This window comes from Rhodomicrobium lacus, assembly GCF_003992725.1.
GTDB lineage: Bacteria > Pseudomonadota > Alphaproteobacteria > Rhizobiales > Rhodomicrobiaceae > Rhodomicrobium > Rhodomicrobium lacus.
Genome location: NZ_RZNF01000012.1, coordinates 924813 through 943148, shown reverse-complemented (window position 1 = coordinate 943148; position 18336 = coordinate 924813). Strand labels below are relative to the sequence as shown.

Here is an 18336-nt window from a genome sequence, read left to right as displayed (position 1 = left end):
GCCAAGCGGCACGATGGGCGCCAAGCGGCACGATGGGCGCCGGGTGCGCCGGGCTTGGCCGGTCGCCATCGCACAGGGCGCAGGTGGTGCGCGCGCACGGGCGTTCAAGGCGCGGAGAATGCAGGGCCGCCATTCGACATGCCCGTCAAAAAGAACCGGAGCACCGAACGGTGCCCCGGCTTGTCGAGCGTTCTTTACAATTTTCGCGACGGCGCGTTTCTTAGAACTTCACCGTGACGGATGCATTGAACGAGCGGCCCACGCCCGCCACCGCGCCGCCGTCCACGAGGTCCACCCCGCCGAGTGGCTGGTAATAGAGCTTGTCGAACACGTTCTCGGCGGCGAGGTCGAAGCGCACATTGCCCCAGAGATAGCTCGTGCGCAGGTTCAGGAGCGCATAGCCGGGCGTCTCAAGCTCGTTGCGGAGGGACTGCACCTTGTCCTTCGCCGCGACGAGTTGCAGTTCCGCCGTGTTCGACCAGTTGCCGAGGCTGTGCGTGAGGGCGCCCTTCGCGTTGAGCGGCTGAATGCGATAGAGGTTCACGCCATCGGTGCGCTCGCCTTCCACCCAGCCGATGAGTCCGTTCACGCCGAAGCGGCCATAGCTTTCGCTCGACCACAGCGGAGCCTTGCCGGAGACGTTCACGCCGTAGAGTTCCGCATCGTGGTTGGCGAATTTAAGCTGCGTGAACATCATGTTGCCGGTGTCGTCCACATCGATGAAGTTCTCGACGTAGGAGTAATAAGGCGTGACCTTGACTTCGTACTCCCCGGCCGAACCCGCGCGCCAGGCTGCCGTAGCGCTGATCGTGTGGGCGACCTCGGGCTTGAGATCGAGATTGCCGACATAGCCGTTGCCGTCGCCGAACCAGTTGACCATCATGCTCGACATCATGCCCGTGCCCCACGCGTAGCGCTCGTAGAGATTAGGCGAGCGGGTCTTCCGCGCGTAGCCGAATTCGTAGGTGCTCGACGTGTTCGGCTCGTAGCGGGCAAGCGCCGTCAGGTCGAAGTTGACATCGGTGCGGGCGTGGTCGCGCGCATTGAAAGCCTTAGCCGCGGCGATGTCGGAACTCTGCATCATCGACGTCCAGCTATAGGGCTGCACGTTGCCGGTATCCATCCAGACGATGTCGTTGCGAGCGCCGAAGAGAGTGCTCCACGATGGCGTCCATTTGCGCTCCCATTCCGCGAAGGTACCGACGCGGTTTCGTTCACCGCCGTTGATGTTCCAGTAGGTGTCTGGGCCCATCATCATGCTGCCCGCAACCGGCGGCCACCAGTCGTCGAGCGTCTGGCCGTGGAACTCGTTGCCGACGCGTACCTTGTCGCGCGGGGAGGTCAGGATTTCGGCCTTCACCGAATAGCCGAAGTCTTCGCCGCGCGTGTACATGGGCATGCCCTCGTTGGGGCCGGCGTCCTTGCCGCCGTTCTTGTCGGCAAGGAAATTCATGTAATGGTCGGTGTGCTGGTAATAGGCGCGCGCATCGAGAGTGCCCCAGCCGTAATGCTGCAAGACGCTCGCTTTCAAGGACCAGCCCTCGTTGTCCAGCATGTCCATCCACTGGTTCACGAAGCCCTGCTCCGGGATCTTCTGGTAGGTGCCTTCGAGCACGTAGAGGTCGCGGCCGTCTCGCGCGGTGAGCGTGAGCGCGTGGTTCCCAGCCTCATATTCGGTGGAGCGAACTTCCTCGCCGCCGCCCCGCTCGTAGTTGCTCGACTTGCTCCACGCACCGTTATACGTGGCGTTCAGGTTCTGGGTCGCCGCCTCGATGCGGGCCGAGCCGCCGAAGCCGTCGCCATTGCTGCGGTAGAATGTCGAAAGTGTCGCCGCAGTCAGCACCTCGCCCGGAACGGTTGCGAAGTTTGCGGGCGCGCGCTCGACCGAGATCGTGCCACCGATCGAGTCGCCGCCTTTGCTCACCGGCGCAAGCGCCGTGTAGACCTCCACCTTGCCGATGCTCGATGGATCGATATAGGACAGCGTCGGGTTCATGCGGTTCGCGCAGGCCGACGTGATGAGCATGCCGTTGAGTTCGGTGCGGATGCGCTCGTCGCCGAGGCCGTTGATGGCGGGAAGGCTGGAGACGCCGCCGCCGGTTGCGACGGCCACGCCGGGCGCGGCTGTCAGAAGCGCGGCCGCGTCGCGTTCGCCGGGGCGGGCTTCCGTGAGGGTAGCGCCCGAAATCACCGCCGCAGACAGCGGCTTCGCGAGAGTTTGCGGCTCCGGCCCGGCGAGGTCTTGCGGCGCGGGCTCAGCCGCACGGTTAGCCTCGGTCGAAGACGTCGCTTTCTTCTTTACGGGCTTCTTTGCCTTTTCAGTGCTCACCGTGACGGGCGGCAGCGTGGACGGGCGGTCGCTCGATTGTGCAAGGGCGTGCTCTGCGCACAGCCCCGCGGCAGCGGTGCCAAGCACCGCGATGATGACTTTCGACATGGATATTCCCTCAAGTGCAAGAATTCGCACGCGCGGCGGCCCCCACGGCCGGAATGCGCGTCAGAAACAATCAGACTTGCAGAGAGGGAGGAGCGCGACTTTGCGGCAGCCGGACGTTCGCCGTCGCGTGGGAACCATGAAGGGGAATGGCCGGAAGAACAGCGCCGTAGGCAGGCGGCGGGGGGAAGGGAGGCGCTTCCGCAGGGGGCAGCGCGTGCGCGAACGCGAGGCCAAGACAGACGAGGCAAGACTTCGGCGCGCCGGGCACTTTGTTTCCTTGCCGCTCGCCTGCGCTATCGTCTTCAGCGCCGGAGCGACACACCGCATGTTCGTCGAAGGCCTCGGCAGCCGCCAGCCTTTCCGCCGCCGCAACCGTCTCGCCGAAGACGACGAGATGGTGGCGCGCAAGCGTACCGGCATGCAGCAGCACGCCGATAATGGCTAACGAGCAAATCCAATGCCTTGAGCGCATGTCCCCACCGTGCCCAATTCGCTGGGGAAACGTTATCGATTTCGGAAGTTACAGTGCAAAGGAATAAGGCGATGCTCAACGTGCGACCGAATATCGCACATTGAGCATCATTTAGAATAAGAATAGATTTATTTTACGTGATGCTGCCAAGTCTTCAAAACTTCGTCAACGGCGGGCGATGAAAGATCCAGTGTTACGGCAAAAACACGGGCGTCATCCGGGTCTCTTGCGATATGAAAACCTAATTCCTGGCACATCTGGAGCATTCCCGTATTTTCTTCCAGCACGCTTCCATAAAGCTGCTTCAGCCCTTCCTCGCGCGCATAACCGATGAGTTGGCGCATCAGCACCCAGCCGAGCCCGCGCCCCTTGAGATCGGATCGGATCAGCACGGCGTATTCGCCTTTCTCGTAATCCGGGTCGGCAAAGAAGCGCGCCACACCCAGCATTTCGGACGGCCCGCCGTTTTCTGCCGGACGCACCGCGATGAAAGCCATCTCGCGCGCGTAGTCGATCTGCGTGAGGCGGGCCAGAAAATGGTGCGAGAACTGCCGCACCGGACTGAACAGGCGCAGGCGCAAATCCTCGGGCGTCACGTGACTCATGAACGAGGGGTAGAAATGTTCGTCGTCCGGGCGTATCGGGCGGACCGTGACCGGCGAGCCGTCAAGCAGCGTTTCGTGCGCTTCCCATCGCACGGGGTAGGGCCGGATGGCGCACGGCACCGGCTTGTGCTCAGCCGGGTCGACCACCTTGATACGGGCGTCGAGCGCAATCATGCCCTTGGCGTCGATCAGGAGCGGGTTGATGTCGAGTTCGCGGATGGCGCGATGCTGCACCGCAAGCGACGAAAGCTTCACGAGACACAGCGCCAGCCCGTCGAGATCGACCGGAGGACGATCGCGGAAGCCCTTCAGAAGCTTGTAAATGCGGGTCGATGCGATGAGGTCGCGCGCAAGCTTTAGGTCGAGCGGCGTCAGCGACATGGCCGTGTCGCCGATGGCTTCGACGCCCGTTCCACCGGCGCCGAATAGGATCACCGGGCCGAAGGTCGGGTCGGTCGTTATGCCGAGGATGAGTTCATAGGCGTTCGGGCGGCGCACCATCGGCTGCACGGTCACGCCTTCGAGGATCGCGTCGGGCCTTGCCTCTCCGATGGCCGTCAGCATCTGATGCGTGGCGGTTTCGACCGCTTCGGCGGACATGAGATCGAGACGAACTCCGCCGATGTCGGACTTGTGAGAGAGGTTGCGCGACAAAATCTTTACCACGACCGAAGGCGAACGGCGCAGAAGCTCGGCCGCCGCCTCGCCCGCTTCTTCAGGAGTCCGCGCGACGCGCGTCGGCACGGTCGGAATACCGTAGGCGGCGAGCACGGCCTTCGCCTCCGGCTCGGTCATGAGATCGCGCTTTTCCGCGAGCACCTGCGCGATTTCGGCGCTGACGGCGCCCGCGTCGAAAACGAGGTTTTCAGGCAGGGCGGGCGGCGTCTGCATCAGCTCGGTTTGTGCCCGGCGGTAATGGACGAGGTGCATCATGCCGCGAACGGCAGCGACGGGCGTCTCATAAGACGGGATTTTCGCCGCCGCGAACGCGTCGCGGATGCCGGTTTCGTCTTGGCGCGCCAGCCAATTGGCGATAACGGGCTTGTTCCTCCCCTTCGCGCGCATGTCCTGCACCGCCGCGACGACCGCCTTGGCGCCGTCGAGCGACGAGGCGAGAGCCGTCGGGCAGTTGATGACGAGCACGGCATCCGCGGTCGGGTCGGCGAGCACGGCATCGAGGGTCGCGCGGTAGCGTTCAGGCCCGGCATCGCCGATGATGTCGACGGGGTTGCCGTGTGACCAGGTTGGCGGCAGCACCGCGTCCAGCGCGTCGATTGTCTCGGGAGCCAGCGTCGCCAGCGCGCCACGGAAATCGGTCAGGCTGTCCACGGCGAGGACGCCCGCGCCGCCGCCATTGGTGACGACGGCCACGCGGTCGCCCGGCATCGACGGCACATAGGCGAGCATCTCGGCGGCGTCGAACATCGCGTCGAGGTCGGTCACGCGCAGCACACCCGCACGCCGGAGCGCCGCGCCATAGACGTTGTCGGACCCTGCGAGCGCGCCGGTATGCGATGCGGCGGCCTTCGCGCCTTCCGGATGGCGTCCCGCCTTGATGGCGATCACGGGTTTGACACGCGCGCATCGCCGGGCCGCCGACATGAACTTCCGCGCGTCGCCAACGGATTCGATATAAAGGAAGACGGCGCGGCTCGTCGTTTCGCCCGCGAGATAATCGAGCATGTCGCCCAGATCCACGTCCGCCGCGTCGCCGATCGAAACCACATGGCTGAAGCCGACGCCTTCGACGGCAGCCCAGTCGAGCATCGCGGTCGTGATCGCGCCCGACTGCGAAACGAGCGCCACGCTGCCCGGCTTGCCGAGCACCTGAGCGAAGCTTGCGTCGAGTCCGAGGCGCGGCACCTGCATTCCGAGGCAATTCGGCCCGATGATGCGCAAGAGATGCGGCCGCGCCGCCTCAAGCATGCGCTTGCGCAGGTCGCCCGAGACGCCCGCCGTGATAACCACCGCCGCGCGGCATCCCTTGCGGCCAAGTTCGTCCACGACGCCCGGCACAGTCTCGGGCGGTGTCGCGATGACGGCAAGGCCCGGATTAAAAGGAAGCCTGTCGACCGATTTGAAGCACGGCTTTCCGAGGATCTCGTCGCGTTTCGGATTGATGAAGGCGATTTCGCCCTTGAAGCCGCCCTTGAGCAGGTTTTCGGCCACATGCTTCCCTATGGACCCGTGGCGTTCGCTGGCCCCGATGAGGACGACATTGGTGGGATTGAAGAGAAGATCGAGGTTGCGGATAGTCATAAGCGGCACTCCGTCGAGGCTCGGTCAAAAATATACGGCATGACCGAGCAACCGCGAGCATTCATCGAAGGAACCCGCTACAACCCAGCCATCGATCAGGCCCGCCCGCCAGCGCATGCTCGCGAACAGAGCAGGGGCCCGTTCGCTTGCGCAGGCCGTGACGGTAAAGGACACGTTGCGCGGCGCCAGAGTTGCCCACGCGATTTATCTCATACTTTGGTAAGCGGCGCATATGCTGAACTCGTAACAAACCGTGGAGAGACGACATGAAACTCGGAGAGCCGGGCCATGCGCGAGGATCAACAGAATTCGCGCGGGCTTCATTGGGAATGGATCGCGATCGGCCGGCCCGGATCACCTGAGGCGGCGGGACTTTTGATGCGACCGGATCAGCGGCTTCAGTCGCATTCCGAGTCCGTAAGGCTTTCTGCAGCGACGCACACGCCATAAAAACGAGGCCGATTTCAAGTCCGCCGCTCTTGTCTTGGGATAGGCGCGAAGCAGGCTGGACGCTCAGAAATGGACGTTATTGACCACCCACGAACCGGCGGCGGCGGTGGCGCCCGCGATGAGGATCGGCGGCAGGGCGCGCACGAAAACCTGAAACAGCGTCATGATCGCCGCGAACGCCTTTTCACCGGCGGCCAGAAGCTCCCGAGCCGCTTTCGAGATGAAATAGAACACGATGGCGGAGCTTCCGAGCAGGATGATTACCTTCGATCCGGGCATGTCACCGAGCCGGTCCCACGGCACGGCCATGATTTGCGTCAGGCACCACTGCCAGGCCGAGCCGGCGACGCGCGCAACCGCATAAACGCTATCCTGGATCAGTTGCAAAATCTGGACGATGACGTGCATAGCTCAAGCTCGGTGTTTCGGCGCTCCGGAAACGATCTCGATCATGCGCCAACAAGCATGTGGCGAACTTGCCGCGCTCGCCCTCGCCAAGGCCCGAGACCATCCCGCTACGCTTGCGCGCAATTTACGCAGCCGGAAACCCGCTCCCCGATTTGCGGTTTATCCCGTTATCGAAGCAGGAACGCTGACATCACAAAGAGTTGGCGCGCGCAGGATTTCTTCGAGTCCCGTCTTCACAACCAGCGGGCGGAGGCGCTACCATAGGGACATGGCAATACGACACGGTCACATGGGCTGCTTCAAAAGCCACGGCTACCTCGACGGGCAGCTTCTCGTTGCGATGCCCTCGACGACGGACCCGCGCTTTCATCGATCCGTGATCTACGTCTGCGCTCATTCCGAAGAAGGTGCGATGGGGTTGATCGTCAATCAGCGCGCCTCGCACATCACGATGACGAAGCTGCTCGAACAGCTCGACATCCCCATGAGCTGGTCTCGGCCGACGTCCATTCGCATGGACGCGATGGCCGTGCATCTCGGTGGCCCCATCGACATAAGTCGTGGGTTCGTGCTGCACAGCTCGGACTATTTCGTGGCCGATGCAACGCTTCCGATCAACGACGGCGTTTGCCTGACGGCGACGGTGGACATCCTGCGCGCCATCGCCCGAGGGCGCGGGCCGAACAATGCCATCCTTGCGCTCGGTTATGCAGGCTGGGAGCCCGGCCAGCTTGAGCGCGAGATTCAGGAAAACGATTGGCTGAATTGTCCGGCCGACCCGGATATCGTTTTCGCCACCGATCTCGACACGAAATATCATCGTGCGATGGAGAGCATCGGTATCGATCCTTCCCATCTTGTCTGCGCCGCCGGCCGTGCGTAGGGCCGGTTTCGCATTTCGGCCGTTATTCGCGAAAAGCCGCAGCCCCTAAACTTTTTAACCGGTGTGCGCACCGCTTGAAAACGCTCTCGCGGCGAGTTCCCGCACGATAGCAGCGGCGCACGCACCCGTTTCACCGCTCGCGTCGACATGAAGCCAGTCGGCAGGCGCCTCGATCGTTCGCAACTGATGTTCGACCACTGCAATGTCCGCGTCGGAAGCATCGCCCTCGCGTGCGACGACGCGCTCGCGGAGAATCTCCGGGCCTGCGTCGAGCCAGACGCCGACGAACCCGGCCCCCGCCCGCTGTGCAACTTCAAGAAGCCGAATGCGCTGGATCGCTTCGGGAAACACCGCGTCCAGGATGACAGAATGCCCGCTGTCGAGCGCAACTTCGGCTTTCTTGATAACGCGGCGATAGACTTCGTCGCGGCTTTCCGGGGTGTATGTCTCGCGCGGCAGGCGATGCGTGAGCTGAACGCCATGCATGCTCTTGCGTTCGACGTCCGTGCGGATGTGGAGCGCTCCGGGCGCCGCCCCAATGAACGGGGCTGCTTCACGCGCTACCGTCGTCTTCCCCGTGCCGGAGAGGCCGCCGATAGCCACGAGCGACGGCTGGCTCGGCGTGATGACGCCGGCGGCAAAGGCCGAATAATCGCGAACCTCGCGCAAAAGGCGGTCGTGGTCGCGGGGCGCGCAAACCGTCAGCGCGTGAATGCCCGTCATCGCGCGGATCGCCGAGCGGAACGAAAGGAACAGCGGCAGCAGCGCCAACCCCTTCACTTCGCTGATCGCCGCCATTTCGAGGTAGTGGTTGAGAATGATGTTCGCCTGGAGCTTAAGCCCCCGCTGCCACAGGTCCATCAGCAGGAACGCCAGATCGTAAAGCACGTCGATCGTGGAAAGCCTGTCGTCGAATTCGAGCGCGTCGAACAGCGTCGGCTTTCCGTCCCACAGCACGATGTTCTTGAGATGCAGGTCGCCGTGGCAGCGTCGCACGAAGCCCTCGCGCTGCCGCGCCTCGATAAAAGCGAAATTATCGTCGAGTTCGCGTCTCAGCTTCGCGATATAGGGGCAGACATTCACGCCGTGGGATTGCGCCACCGGACCGCAAAGCGCCGCCTCCAGCGTATCGGCAACGCCGAGCAGTGATCGCGCGAAGCCCGAGTTCGTCACAACGGAAGCGTGGCGGTGGAAATGCTCGACTGTGTTGGCGAGATCCACCGAGATCGTGCGGTCGAAACGGCCATCGCGGGCGAGCGCGTCGAGCAGGAGCGTCTGATCGAAGCGGCGCATGACGAGCACCCAGTCGACCGTTTCGCCGGGGGCGCCAAGCGCCAGCGCGCCGTTCTCGCGCCGTGTCACGGGCTGGATCGACAGATAAAGCTCGGGCGACGCATGGGAGTTGATGCCGAATTCGCGAGAGATGATGGCATGACGCTTTTCGAGCGTCGAAAAGTCGAGATAGGGAAGCTTGACGGCGCGTTTGAGCTTGTAAGCACGATCCCCCGCCAGAAAGACAATGGCGCCGTGGGTCTCGATACGCTCAACCTCGGAAACGCCGTAGGTTTCAGGCTCGGAGAGAAAGGCTATCACGGCTGCCTGTCCGGCGCTTCCCGCGTTGCCGTTGTGCGTGGAGTTCGACAAGGAAGAACGGCTCCCTTTCATTCACTCCGGCCATCATCTTCGCGTTCACGCTGGCGCGCAACGGGAATTGCGCGGCGGATGCGCGGCGTTTTGCGTTCGGTCGCCGGGCTCCGGCTCGCCATTGGCAAAAGAGAAAGGCCCCCGCCGAAGGGGGCCTTCAGTTTGACGGTACCGCCCCAGCCTACTTGAGCGGCGTGTACACAGGAGCGCTGCCGAACTTGTAGTTGACGCCGAGCTTGACGGTGTCAATTGTCAGGTCGTTGTTGAACAGCTTCCACGAGTTGGCTGCCCAATCTGTATCGCCCCAGTTCCAGCGGTTGTTGTCGAGTTCGAAGTTGTAGTGAAGGTATTCCACCTTGACCGACCAGTTCGGGTTCAGGAGGAACTCGAGACCGCCACCGACCGTCCAACCGGTGAGGGTGTCGTCAAAGGTCCGGCTGATTCCGTAAGTATCGCCCGTGGAGCTGTCGTAAGCTGCCACACTGACCTTCAGCTCAGGCTGGATCCACGCAAAACCGCCCTTCGCATAGAGGAGGGTGTTGCCCCAGGCGTAGCCGAGACGGCCCGTGACGTCGCCGTAGAAGCCGCCTTCGGACTTCACCCGAACGGCGAACCCGTCCTGAAGGTCGCCGGAGAAATAATCAGACGTGTGACCGAAGAACGTCTTCTCGTTTTCGCCGCCGAGACCGCCGATGTCGACTTCGATACCGAAGACGAAGTTGCCGCCCGTCTGCCAGTTATAGCCGAACTGGCCGCCGCCGAAGGCGTTCTGGTCATTCAGGTTATTGCCGCCGAAAGGCGCGTATCCGACGCCCACGAGGTTATGATGGTCGTAATACTCGTAACCGTCATAGTAGGTGTTCTTGTTCGTGTCGATCTGCGACCAGGCAGCGCCGAGATGACCACCGAAGTAGAAGCCGGTCCATGTCGGAGGAACGACCACGATCGGAGCGTCCTTGGTGCTCGGAGTATAGATATCGGCAGCATTGGCTTGGGCAGCGATTGAAAGCGTGCCGAGGGCCACAGTGCTGACCAGTGCGAATTTCGTGAGAGTCATGTCTCTCCTCATTTCCCCGCGAGTTGTGACGATGTGTGTACTCAACTGACAATTGTGATCGCATGGCGTTTTTCTAAACTCAAGATTGTCAGATTAGGCAAGTACACTTTTTCACGACAATGGAGGCGCACGCGGAAAGAAAAATGAACTATTTCAATGAGTTGACGTTTGGTGTGGCAAAAATCTGTTGAAAAACGGCAACAGTATTACCTGCAACCAGTATAGTATATAGGTTGTAATACTGCTGAAATTCGGGCGCAGCGACAGATTTCGTAACGAATCGCTCCTGATATTCGAGTCGTTCGGCGCCAGGTTTCCGAGAGAAGAGATTCGTTTTTTCAGCCGGGGTTTCCGGTAAAGCACGGGCGCACATCGCCCCCTCATTCAGGCGATAACGCCGGAGACGGACGTCAGCCTGCCGTAAGATCGCTTTCAGGAATGATCCCATGCTCGCAAGCGCGAGAGGTATCCGCTTTCGATCAAATCAAAAGCGCGCTCTATCTTGTTGTTTGTCGTGTCGGGAAGCGGCTTCACGCCTTTCGCCAGCGCGGCGCGCGCTATGGCCCGCCCCGGCAATTCTCACCGTGGCTCTGGCGAGATCGCGCACCAGTGCGGCCGCGAAAAGTCGCTGCTCTCAGGTTTTCGAGATGGAATTTCGTTTTCAGTAAGCGTTTTCGGTAAAGACCGGGCGCACGTCGCCGCCCCATTCGAGGTGATAGCGCCGGAGCAGAACGTCAGCCTGCGTAAGGCCGCTTTCCAGAATGTCGTGCAGCGGCTTCAGGAAGGAACTTTCGTCCTTGAAACCATGCTCGCGGGCGCGCGAGGCAAGGCCCGCTTCGGCGATCCTCACCGTTGCGCTGGCCAGATCGCGCACCGTACCGCCGCGGAACGGCGTGGCGAGGCCGAGGCGCGGGACATCGTTGCGGAGCTGCTGACGCTCTTCGGCCGTCCAGTCCTTCACGAGATCCCATGCCGCATCGAGCGCCGCCTGATCGTAGAGGAGGCCAACCCAAAGCGCCGGGAGCACGCAGAGCGTCGCATGCCAAGGGCCGCTGTCGGCGCCGCGCATTTCGAGGAAACGCTTGAGGCGGACCTCGGGAAAGATCGTGGTGAGGTGGTCGGCCCAGTCTTCGATGGTGGGTTTTTCGCCCGGCAATTGCGGCAGCTTCCCTTCAAGGAAGGCGCGGAACGACTGGCCTGTCGCGTCGATATATTTGTGATCGCGCCGCACGAAGTACATCGGCACATCGAGCGCGTAATCGACATAGCGCTCGTAGCCCATGCCGTCCTCGAACGCGAAGGGCAGCATTCCCGCGCGCGCATTGTCCGTGTCGAGCCAGACCGCGCTGCGGAAGCTCAGATAGCCGTTGGGCTTGCCTTCGGTGAACGGTGAATTGGCGAAGAGCGCCGTCGCGATGGGTTGAAGCGCGAGCGAGACGCGCATCTTCTTGACCATGTCCGCCTCGCTCGCAAAGTCGAGATTCACCTGGACGGTGGCGGTGCGATACATCATGTCGAGGCCGTAAGCGCCGACCTTCGGCATGTATTCGGTCATGATCTTGTAACGGCTCTTCGGCATGCGTGGCGTTTCGGCGATGGTCCACACGGGCGAAAATCCGAGCGCAAGGAAGGAAATGCCGAGCGGATCGGCGATCTGCTGAACCTGATCGAGATGACGGCCGACTTCCTCGCAGGTTTCGAACAGCGTCTTGAGCGGCGCGCCGGAAAGCTCGAACTGTCCGCCCGGTTCGAGCGTGATGGAGCCGCCGGAACTGTCGGCTGGCGCTTCGAGGGCGATCACCTTGTCGAGATCGTGGACCGGCTTCCAACCGAAACGCTCCGCAAGGCCGTGAAGCAACGCCGAAATTCCCGCGTCGCCTTCGTAGGGCACGGGCCGCAGCGTATCGCGATAGAAGGGAATCTTCTCGTGCTCCGAGCCGATGCGCCAGTGCGACTTCGGCTTTTCGCCCTTGGAAATCTCCGCCACCAGATCGTCGCGGCTTTCGATCAAAGGCGCTTTATCGCTGTTCGCTAACATGAGAGGCCTGCCTGTCGCCGCCTGAGTGCGGGGGTTCGGCGACACTATAGTGAAATGTAAGACGGTTTTTCAACGCCGCCAGTCTCCCACGGTCGCGTTAAGCAATGCGAGCACGGCGACGGCAGCCGTGTCCGCACGCATGATGCGCGGTCCGAGCGAAATCGGGCAAACAAAACTCCGGGAAAGGAGATCGGTGCGCTCATTTTCCGAAAAGCCGCCTTCCGGCCCGATGAGAGCCGTGACTTGCCCTCCTGAAAGCCCCGCCAGCGCTTCGAGCGGCGAGGCGACCGTCGCGCGCTCGTCGCAAAAGACCAGCACGCGGGTCTTGTCGAACGTCTGAAGGAAGGCCGCGAGCTTCACTGGCGGCCGGATCTCAGGCAGGGTGAGCACGCCGCATTGTTCCGCCGCCTCGATGGCATTCGCCTTCATGCGGTCGGCGCCGATGCGAGGCACCGCGGTGTGCTGGGTTACGACCGGCTGCAGCAGCGACGCGCCCATCTCCACGGCCTTTTGCACCATGTAATCGAGTCGCGCCTGTTTCAGCGGCGCAAACGCATAATGGATGCCGGTTGGCGCGGTTTGTTCGCGCACCTTCTCCGTGAGGCGAATCGAGCAGGCGCTTTTCCTTGCCTTGACGATCCTGGCAAGCCATTCTCCGGTCGTGCCGTCGAACGCCAGAAGCTCCGCTCCTTCCGACAGTCGCAAGACATGCAACAGGTAGTGAGCCTGCGCGGGATCGAGCGCGATCTCTCCGTCGGGATCGAGTTTATTTGCGACAAAAATCCGTTGCATGGCCATGGCGTCAAAACGTGCTGGGTGGGTATTGTGCAGGACAATGGCTGAAACTTAGCATAGGATTTGCCACGATATCGCGCGACGGAGAAAAATCGGCTGGGAACGAGGATTCGATGCCAACGACATGGCCTGAAACGGGAAACAAGGCGAGCGCGCAGGGCGCAGCACCCGCCGAGATAATCCCTGACGCGCCGCACCGCAATATCGTGGACCGTCTGGCGCCCGAAAGCCTGAAGCCTTGGCTACGGCTCATGCGGGCAGACCGGCCTGTCGGCGCGTGGCTTTTGATGTGGCCATGCTGGTGGTCGGTGGCTCTGGCGGCCCGTTATCTCAACGACTTCAAGGACGTTGCGTCGACGCTTCCTTATGTGTGGCTCCTTGCACTTTTCGCCATCGGTTCGTTCGCCATGCGAAGCGCCGGCTGCGTCTATAATGACATCCTCGACCGCGATATCGACGCGAGGGTAGCGCGCACGCAAAGCAGGCCCCTTGCGAGCGGACGCATCTCCGTCAAGGCCGCGTTCGCGCTGATCGTGGCGCTCTGCCTTATCGGGCTCGCAGTGCTCATCCAGTTCAACGCCTTCGCCATCGCACTCGGTTTCGCGTCGGTCGGCATCGTTCTCGTCTATCCGCTGATGAAGCGCGTTACCTTCTGGCCGCAGGCGGTGCTGGGCCTAGCTTTCTCCTGGGGCGCGCTCATGGGCTGGGCGGCCATCTTCGGCTCGCTCGGTGTAGCCCCGATCCTGCTCTATGTCGCGGCTGTGGCGTGGACCATCGGTTACGACACCATCTACGCGCATCAGGACAAGGAAGATGACGCCGTCATCGGATTGAAATCCACGGCGCTGCGCTTCGGGAAGAATACGCCCGCGTGGCTCTCGCTCTTCTATGGCATCACCATCGTCGGCATCACGCTCGCGGGCGCCATCATCGGCGCGGGCTATGTCTTCTATGCCGGCATGGCTCTCGCGGCCGGCCATCTCGTCTGGCAGATCGCAACGCTCGACATGGACAACGGGCAGAATTGCCTCGACCGTTTCCGGAGCAACCATCTGTTTGGCGCGATCGTCTTTCTCGCCCTGATCCTCGACATGATCCCGATCCCGGTTTGACGCACATGACGGATGACCTCGCACGGGATTTCGAGCTGGTCCGGGAGACCGCGCGCGAAGCTGGCGAGCTTGCGCTGTCCTATTGGGGACGGGGCATTCACCAGGAAACGAAAGCGGACGGCACTGCGGTCACGGAAGCCGACCGCGCGGTCGACGCTCTTTTCGCCGCAAGGCTTCGCGAGGCCCGTCCCGATTACGGCTGGCTGTCCGAGGAAAGCGCCGAGCATGAATCGCGACTTTCGGCGCGGCGCGTGTTCGTTCTCGATCCCATCGACGGCACGCAATCCTTCATACAAGCAAAGGACGACTGGACTGTCGCGTTATCGCTCGTCGAGGACGGCGAAGTGGTTCTCTCGGCGGTCGTCAATCCCGTGCGCGGCGAATTCTATGAGGCATGCCGCGGCGGCGGCGCTTTCCTCAACGGTCGCCGCATCGCCGTCAGCGGGCGTGACACGCTTTCCGGCGCGACGTTCATCGTCTCGCCCTCGCATCTCAAAAGCAGCCGGTGGACGCGCCCGTGGCCCGCTTTGAAATCGGTCCGCATCTGTTCGATGACCTATCGTCTCTGCCTCGTCGCGAGCGGCGTCGGGGATGCATCCTTCGCGCTGCCGCCCAAATGGGAATGGGACGTGGCGCCCGGTTCTCTGCTTGTCGCCGAGGCTGGCGGCCTCGCCACCGATGCCAGCGGCAGCGCATTCCGCTTCAACAACAGAAGCGCGAAAGTTCCGGGCTATCTTGCGGCCGGGCCATCGCTTTACCCTCTCCTCGCGGAACGCATGGGCGACGCGCTTTAAGCGATCTGCTCAATGGATAAGCAGGGTGAGCCGACGCTTAGGACTTTCACGCCGCGATCCTTTGGGCTAACACCGTCAATGCCTCAGGACACATGTGCAGCGATTGAATGACGTCAGCTTCCCCAAAGCCAGAGAAATTCCTCCGACGGGTGCAGCAATCGGGTCTGTTCATGGACACGATCAGCGGGCTGGCGGCAAGGCACGTCCGCATGGTGCTTTCCACCTCCAGGATCGTTCGCGATCCCGCTGATACGGACGAGCGCCTTCTGGCCCACCATCCGTCCATCGTCGCCATGTGGCATGGTCAATTCCTCTGCATGCCGTTGATCAAGCCGAAAACGATGCCGGTCAGCAACATGGTCGCGAAGCATGCGGACGGCGAAATGATCGGCCGCACGCTTCTGCATTTCGACATGGGGCTGATCCGGGGCGCGGGCGCGGGCGATTCCGGCAAGGATCGCGGCGGCGCGGGCGCGCTTCGTGCCGCGCTGAAAGCGCTGAAAGGCGGCACAACCGTCGCCATGACGACGGACATTCCGCCGGGGCCAGCGCGCGTGGCCGGGCTCGGCATCGTCACCATCGCGCGGATGTCGGGGCGGCCTATTCTGCCCGCCGCTGTTGCAACGGGACGCTTTTTCACGCTGCCGACGTGGAGCCGCATGACGATCAATCTGCCGTTCACGCGGCTTGCGTTGGTCGTAGGCGATCCGATCCATGTGCCGCGCGATGCGGACGACGCCGAGCTGGAACGCTACCGTCAGCTCGTGGAAGACGCCATGAACGCGACCACCGTGCGAGCCTATGAACTCGCGGGCGGTGACATAACCCGCACGCTGCCGCAGGAAAAACTGCCGCCGCGCAAATCTGGCTTCCTGCTTTCGGCCTATCGCGGCGCGACATGGGCGGCCCGGCCCGCGGCGATGACAATCCTAAAGCGGCGCGCCGCGCGCGGCAAGGAAGTGCCGGAGCGGCTTGGCGAGCGCCTCGGCATCGCGTCGGAGCCGCGCCCCGTGGGGCCGCTCGCGTGGTTCCATGCGGCAAGCGTGGGCGAAACCAATTCCGTGCTCGCGCTCATGGATGAGCTGAAGCGCCGTCACCCCACATTGAACCTGCTCCTGACCACCGTCACCACGACCTCGGCGAAAATCGCGAAGGAGCGCCTTCCCGCTGGGGCTATTCATCAGTTCGTACCGCTCGACAATCCCGCTTTCTGCAAGCGCTTTGTCGAGCACTGGCGACCGGACCTCGGCCTTTTCGTCGAATCCGAAATCTGGCCGAACCTGATCGTGGAAGCGAACGGCGCGGGCGTGCCGCTCGCGCTCGTCAACGGGCGCATGTCGCAGCGCTCGACGCAGCGATGGCGGCGGCTGTCGAGCCTGAGCCAGCCGGTCTTCTCGCGCTTCGACCTCGTGCTGACGCAAAACCGCAGGATCGCAAAGCGCCTCAAGAGTCTCGGCGCGCGCAAGATCGTCGTGACCGGTAATCTGAAATACGATGCGCCGCCTCCGCCTGTCGACGCCGTGGCGCTGGACGCGCTTCGCCACGCCATAGGCGAGCGCCCCGTCTTCCTCGCCGCGAGCACGCATCCGGGCGAGGATGAAATCGTGCTGCGCGCCGCCGAAACGCTGCGCGCGGCCATCCCGTCCCTTCTGACGGTGATCGCGCCGCGCCACCCCGAACGCGGCGCAGACGTCGCGGCCCTCGCTGGCGCGCGGGGCGACGCGGTCGCGCGAAGGTCCGCCGGTGATGCGATCGACGCGGCCACGCGCATCTATGTGGCGGACACGATCGGCGAGCTTGGCCTTTTCTATACGCTCGCGGGGGCCGCTTTCATCGGGGGCTCGCTTGTCGAGCATGGCGGACAAAACCCCATCGAGGCGATCAAGCTCGACGCCGCCATCCTGTCCGGGCCGCATACCTTCAACTTCACCGAAACCTACGAGACGCTCGCCCGCTTCGATGGCGTCCGCCTTGTGCGCGACACAGCCGAACTCGCCGCCGCCGCGCAAGAGGTTTTCGAGGATCGCGAAAAGGCCGCGAAGTTGAAAAGCCACGCTTCCGCCGCCATCGCCACTCTCGGCGGAGCGCTGGAAAAGACGCTCGAAGCGCTTGCACCGTGGCTTCCGCAGGGAGCGCCCGGCGAAGCTGCGCCGCAACCCGAACTCCTTCCGCACGATGCACCTTGAGCCACCCCGCTGGTGGCATGGCGTCAAGACGCCGTTCGCAGCCTGGGCCCTCTGGCCTGCGGCTGCCGCTTATGGTGGCATCGCCGAGCGCAGGTTTCGCAAGGCGACCCCTTATCAAAGCGCTCTCCCCGTTATCTGCGTCGGCAATTTCACGATGGGCGGCGCGGGCAAGACACCCGTCTCGCTGAAACTCGCCGCCCTGCTTCGGGGGATCGGTCGGCAGCCTGCCTTTCTCACGCGCGGCTACGGAGGCAGCGAGCGCGGGCCTTATCTTGTCGATGGTGAGGAAGACAACGCGGAGCGGGTTGGGGACGAGCCGCTCCTGCTGGCCCGCAACGCGCCGACAGTCGTGAGCCGGGACCGGCAAGCGGGCGCCCGGTTCATCGAGGCGATGGGCGGCGGCCGGAGCGAGCCCTTGCCGGCGGCTTCCGACGGATCGACCGCACACGGTTTCAACGATAGGGACTCCCTGACTGCGGTGGCAAGCACGACGCCACGATGCGAGCCACCCGGCAAAACCGCGCCTGACCTCATCATCATGGATGACGGGTTTCAGAACCCGTCCCTCGCTAAGGATTTCTGCCTCGTGGTGGTGGATGGCGGCGCGGGCATCGGTAACGCGCGCGTGTTTCCGATGGGGCCGCTCCGCGCGCCGCTCGATGCCCAACTCGCTCGCGCCGATGCCATCGTCGTTCTCGGCGCAGGCGCGGCCGCTGCTCCTTTTCCGGGCGACGAGAGGCTTATGCGCGCGGACAAGCCGCTCTTTCGCGCGGAAATCGTGCCGGTGGTCGACGACGCGCTTCTTTCGCAGCCGGTGCTCGCCTTTTGCGGCATCGGGAGACCCGGCAAATTCTTCACCACGCTGAAAGATGCGGGCATTGCGGTGGCGGAGGCGCGGGCGTTCCCGGATCATCATCCTTTCACGGAAGGCGATGCGCGGGCGCTGCTTCTTCGATCGCGCGAGTTGGGCGCGCGGCTTCTCACGACCGAGAAGGACAGGGCGCGGCTGAAAGGCGGTTCCGGCGCGGTGGCAGAACTTCGTGACGCCGCGGCGGCCCTTCCCATCGACGTGCGGTTTCGTGCGGAAGACCAGGCCGCGTTGATGACTGCCGTCGCTGCACGCTTGCGGTAGACTGCTCAAGCGGGTCCGGAAAAGTGCGAAGCGGATCGGCCTGTCCGGGTTCAATCGAGCCCGA

13 protein-coding genes are annotated in these 18336 nt (G+C 63.1%); 5 read left to right on the top strand and 8 right to left on the bottom strand.

What is annotated here, in order from left to right; genetic code table 11:
• Positions 1-220: 220 nt before the first annotated feature.
• From EK416_RS13900 to EK416_RS13885, 4 genes are all read right to left on the bottom strand, one after another.
• Positions 221-2437, bottom strand: a complete 2217-nt coding sequence (locus EK416_RS13900) for a TonB-dependent receptor (protein ID WP_127078483.1) — start codon at positions 2435-2437, stop codon at positions 221-223.
• A 70-nt stretch (positions 2438-2507) separates the two neighbouring features.
• A complete protein-coding gene (locus EK416_RS18245; protein ID WP_425376120.1) occupies positions 2508-2909 on the bottom strand; it encodes a DUF2946 family protein in 402 nt (133 codons plus the stop codon).
• A 128-nt stretch (positions 2910-3037) separates the two neighbouring features.
• The gene (locus EK416_RS13890) at positions 3038-5773 is read right to left on the bottom strand and encodes a bifunctional acetate--CoA ligase family protein/GNAT family N-acetyltransferase (protein ID WP_127078479.1); all 2736 of its coding nucleotides are present in this window, start codon (positions 5771-5773) and stop codon (positions 3038-3040) included.
• 513 nt (positions 5774-6286) lie between these two features.
• Positions 6287-6631, bottom strand: a complete 345-nt coding sequence (locus EK416_RS13885) for a hypothetical protein (RefSeq protein WP_127078477.1) — start codon at positions 6629-6631, stop codon at positions 6287-6289.
• A gap of 268 nt (positions 6632-6899) precedes the next feature.
• Here EK416_RS13885 and EK416_RS13880 point away from each other — a divergent pair, with 268 nt between their 5' ends.
• A complete protein-coding gene (locus EK416_RS13880; RefSeq protein ID WP_127078475.1) occupies positions 6900-7514 on the top strand; it encodes a YqgE/AlgH family protein in 615 nt (204 codons plus the stop codon).
• A 54-nt stretch (positions 7515-7568) separates the two neighbouring features.
• Here EK416_RS13880 and EK416_RS13875 read toward each other — a convergent pair whose 3' ends face one another.
• The 4 genes from EK416_RS13875 to EK416_RS13860 all read right to left on the bottom strand — a co-directional run bounded on the left by EK416_RS13875 (position 7569) and on the right by EK416_RS13860 (position 13051).
• Positions 7569-9158 (bottom strand): bifunctional aminoglycoside phosphotransferase/ATP-binding protein, encoded by a 1590-nt coding sequence (locus EK416_RS13875; protein ID WP_164730029.1) that lies wholly within the window; start codon positions 9156-9158, stop codon positions 7569-7571.
• A gap of 181 nt (positions 9159-9339) precedes the next feature.
• The gene (locus EK416_RS13870) at positions 9340-10215 is read right to left on the bottom strand and encodes an outer membrane protein (protein WP_127078471.1); all 876 of its coding nucleotides are present in this window, start codon (positions 10213-10215) and stop codon (positions 9340-9342) included.
• 661 nt (positions 10216-10876) lie between these two features.
• Positions 10877-12253, bottom strand: coding sequence for a glutamate--cysteine ligase (locus EK416_RS13865; RefSeq protein WP_127078470.1), 1377 nt, complete (start codon positions 12251-12253; stop codon positions 10877-10879).
• 69 nt (positions 12254-12322) lie between these two features.
• A complete protein-coding gene (locus EK416_RS13860) occupies positions 12323-13051 on the bottom strand; it encodes a 16S rRNA (uracil(1498)-N(3))-methyltransferase (RefSeq protein WP_127078468.1) in 729 nt (242 codons plus the stop codon).
• 110 nt (positions 13052-13161) lie between these two features.
• On the opposite strand from EK416_RS13860, the gene ubiA reads away from it, so the two are divergent.
• The 4 genes from ubiA to lpxK all read left to right on the top strand — a co-directional run bounded on the left by ubiA (position 13162) and on the right by lpxK (position 18272).
• Positions 13162-14160: a 4-hydroxybenzoate octaprenyltransferase gene (ubiA, locus tag EK416_RS13855; protein ID WP_127078466.1), complete on the top strand. Its 999-nt coding sequence runs from the start codon at positions 13162-13164 to the stop codon at positions 14158-14160.
• Positions 14161-14165: 5 nt separating this feature from the next.
• A complete protein-coding gene (locus EK416_RS13850) occupies positions 14166-14954 on the top strand; it encodes a 3'(2'),5'-bisphosphate nucleotidase CysQ (protein WP_127078464.1) in 789 nt (262 codons plus the stop codon).
• A 170-nt stretch (positions 14955-15124) separates the two neighbouring features.
• Positions 15125-17140 carry a glycosyltransferase N-terminal domain-containing protein gene (locus EK416_RS13845; protein WP_245434060.1) on the top strand — a complete coding sequence of 672 codons (2016 nt, stop codon included), beginning with the start codon at positions 15125-15127 and terminating at the stop codon, positions 17138-17140.
• On the top strand, positions 17130-18272 hold the full coding sequence (gene lpxK, locus EK416_RS13840; protein ID WP_164730028.1) for a tetraacyldisaccharide 4'-kinase: 1143 nt from the start codon (positions 17130-17132) through the stop codon (positions 18270-18272). The genes EK416_RS13845 and lpxK overlap by 11 nt, the downstream gene beginning before the upstream one ends.
• The last annotated feature ends 64 nt before the right edge of the window (positions 18273-18336 follow it).

What these genes read in the sequence shown, in the direction of transcription:
- EK416_RS13900 (WP_127078483.1), bottom strand. Translation starts at nt 2,437, where the DNA reads ATGTCGAAAGTCATCATCGCGGTGCTTGGCACCGCTGCCGCGGGGCTG.
- EK416_RS18245 (WP_425376120.1), bottom strand. Translation starts at nt 2,909, where the DNA reads ATGCGCTCAAGGCATTGGATTTGCTCGTTAGCCATTATCGGCGTGCTG.
- EK416_RS13890 (WP_127078479.1), bottom strand. Translation starts at nt 5,773, where the DNA reads ATGACTATCCGCAACCTCGATCTTCTCTTCAATCCCACCAATGTCGTC.
- EK416_RS13885 (WP_127078477.1), bottom strand. Translation starts at nt 6,631, where the DNA reads ATGCACGTCATCGTCCAGATTTTGCAACTGATCCAGGATAGCGTTTAT.
- EK416_RS13880 (WP_127078475.1), top strand. Translation starts at nt 6,900, where the DNA reads ATGGCAATACGACACGGTCACATGGGCTGCTTCAAAAGCCACGGCTAC.
- EK416_RS13870 (WP_127078471.1), bottom strand. Translation starts at nt 10,215, where the DNA reads ATGACTCTCACGAAATTCGCACTGGTCAGCACTGTGGCCCTCGGCACG.
- EK416_RS13865 (WP_127078470.1), bottom strand. Translation starts at nt 12,253, where the DNA reads ATGTTAGCGAACAGCGATAAAGCGCCTTTGATCGAAAGCCGCGACGAT.
- EK416_RS13860 (WP_127078468.1), bottom strand. Translation starts at nt 13,051, where the DNA reads ATGGCCATGCAACGGATTTTTGTCGCAAATAAACTCGATCCCGACGGA.
- ubiA (WP_127078466.1), top strand. Translation starts at nt 13,162, where the DNA reads ATGCCAACGACATGGCCTGAAACGGGAAACAAGGCGAGCGCGCAGGGC.
- EK416_RS13850 (WP_127078464.1), top strand. Translation starts at nt 14,166, where the DNA reads ATGACGGATGACCTCGCACGGGATTTCGAGCTGGTCCGGGAGACCGCG.
- EK416_RS13845 (WP_245434060.1), top strand. Translation starts at nt 15,125, where the DNA reads ATGGACACGATCAGCGGGCTGGCGGCAAGGCACGTCCGCATGGTGCTT.
- lpxK (WP_164730028.1), top strand. Translation starts at nt 17,130, where the DNA reads ATGCACCTTGAGCCACCCCGCTGGTGGCATGGCGTCAAGACGCCGTTC.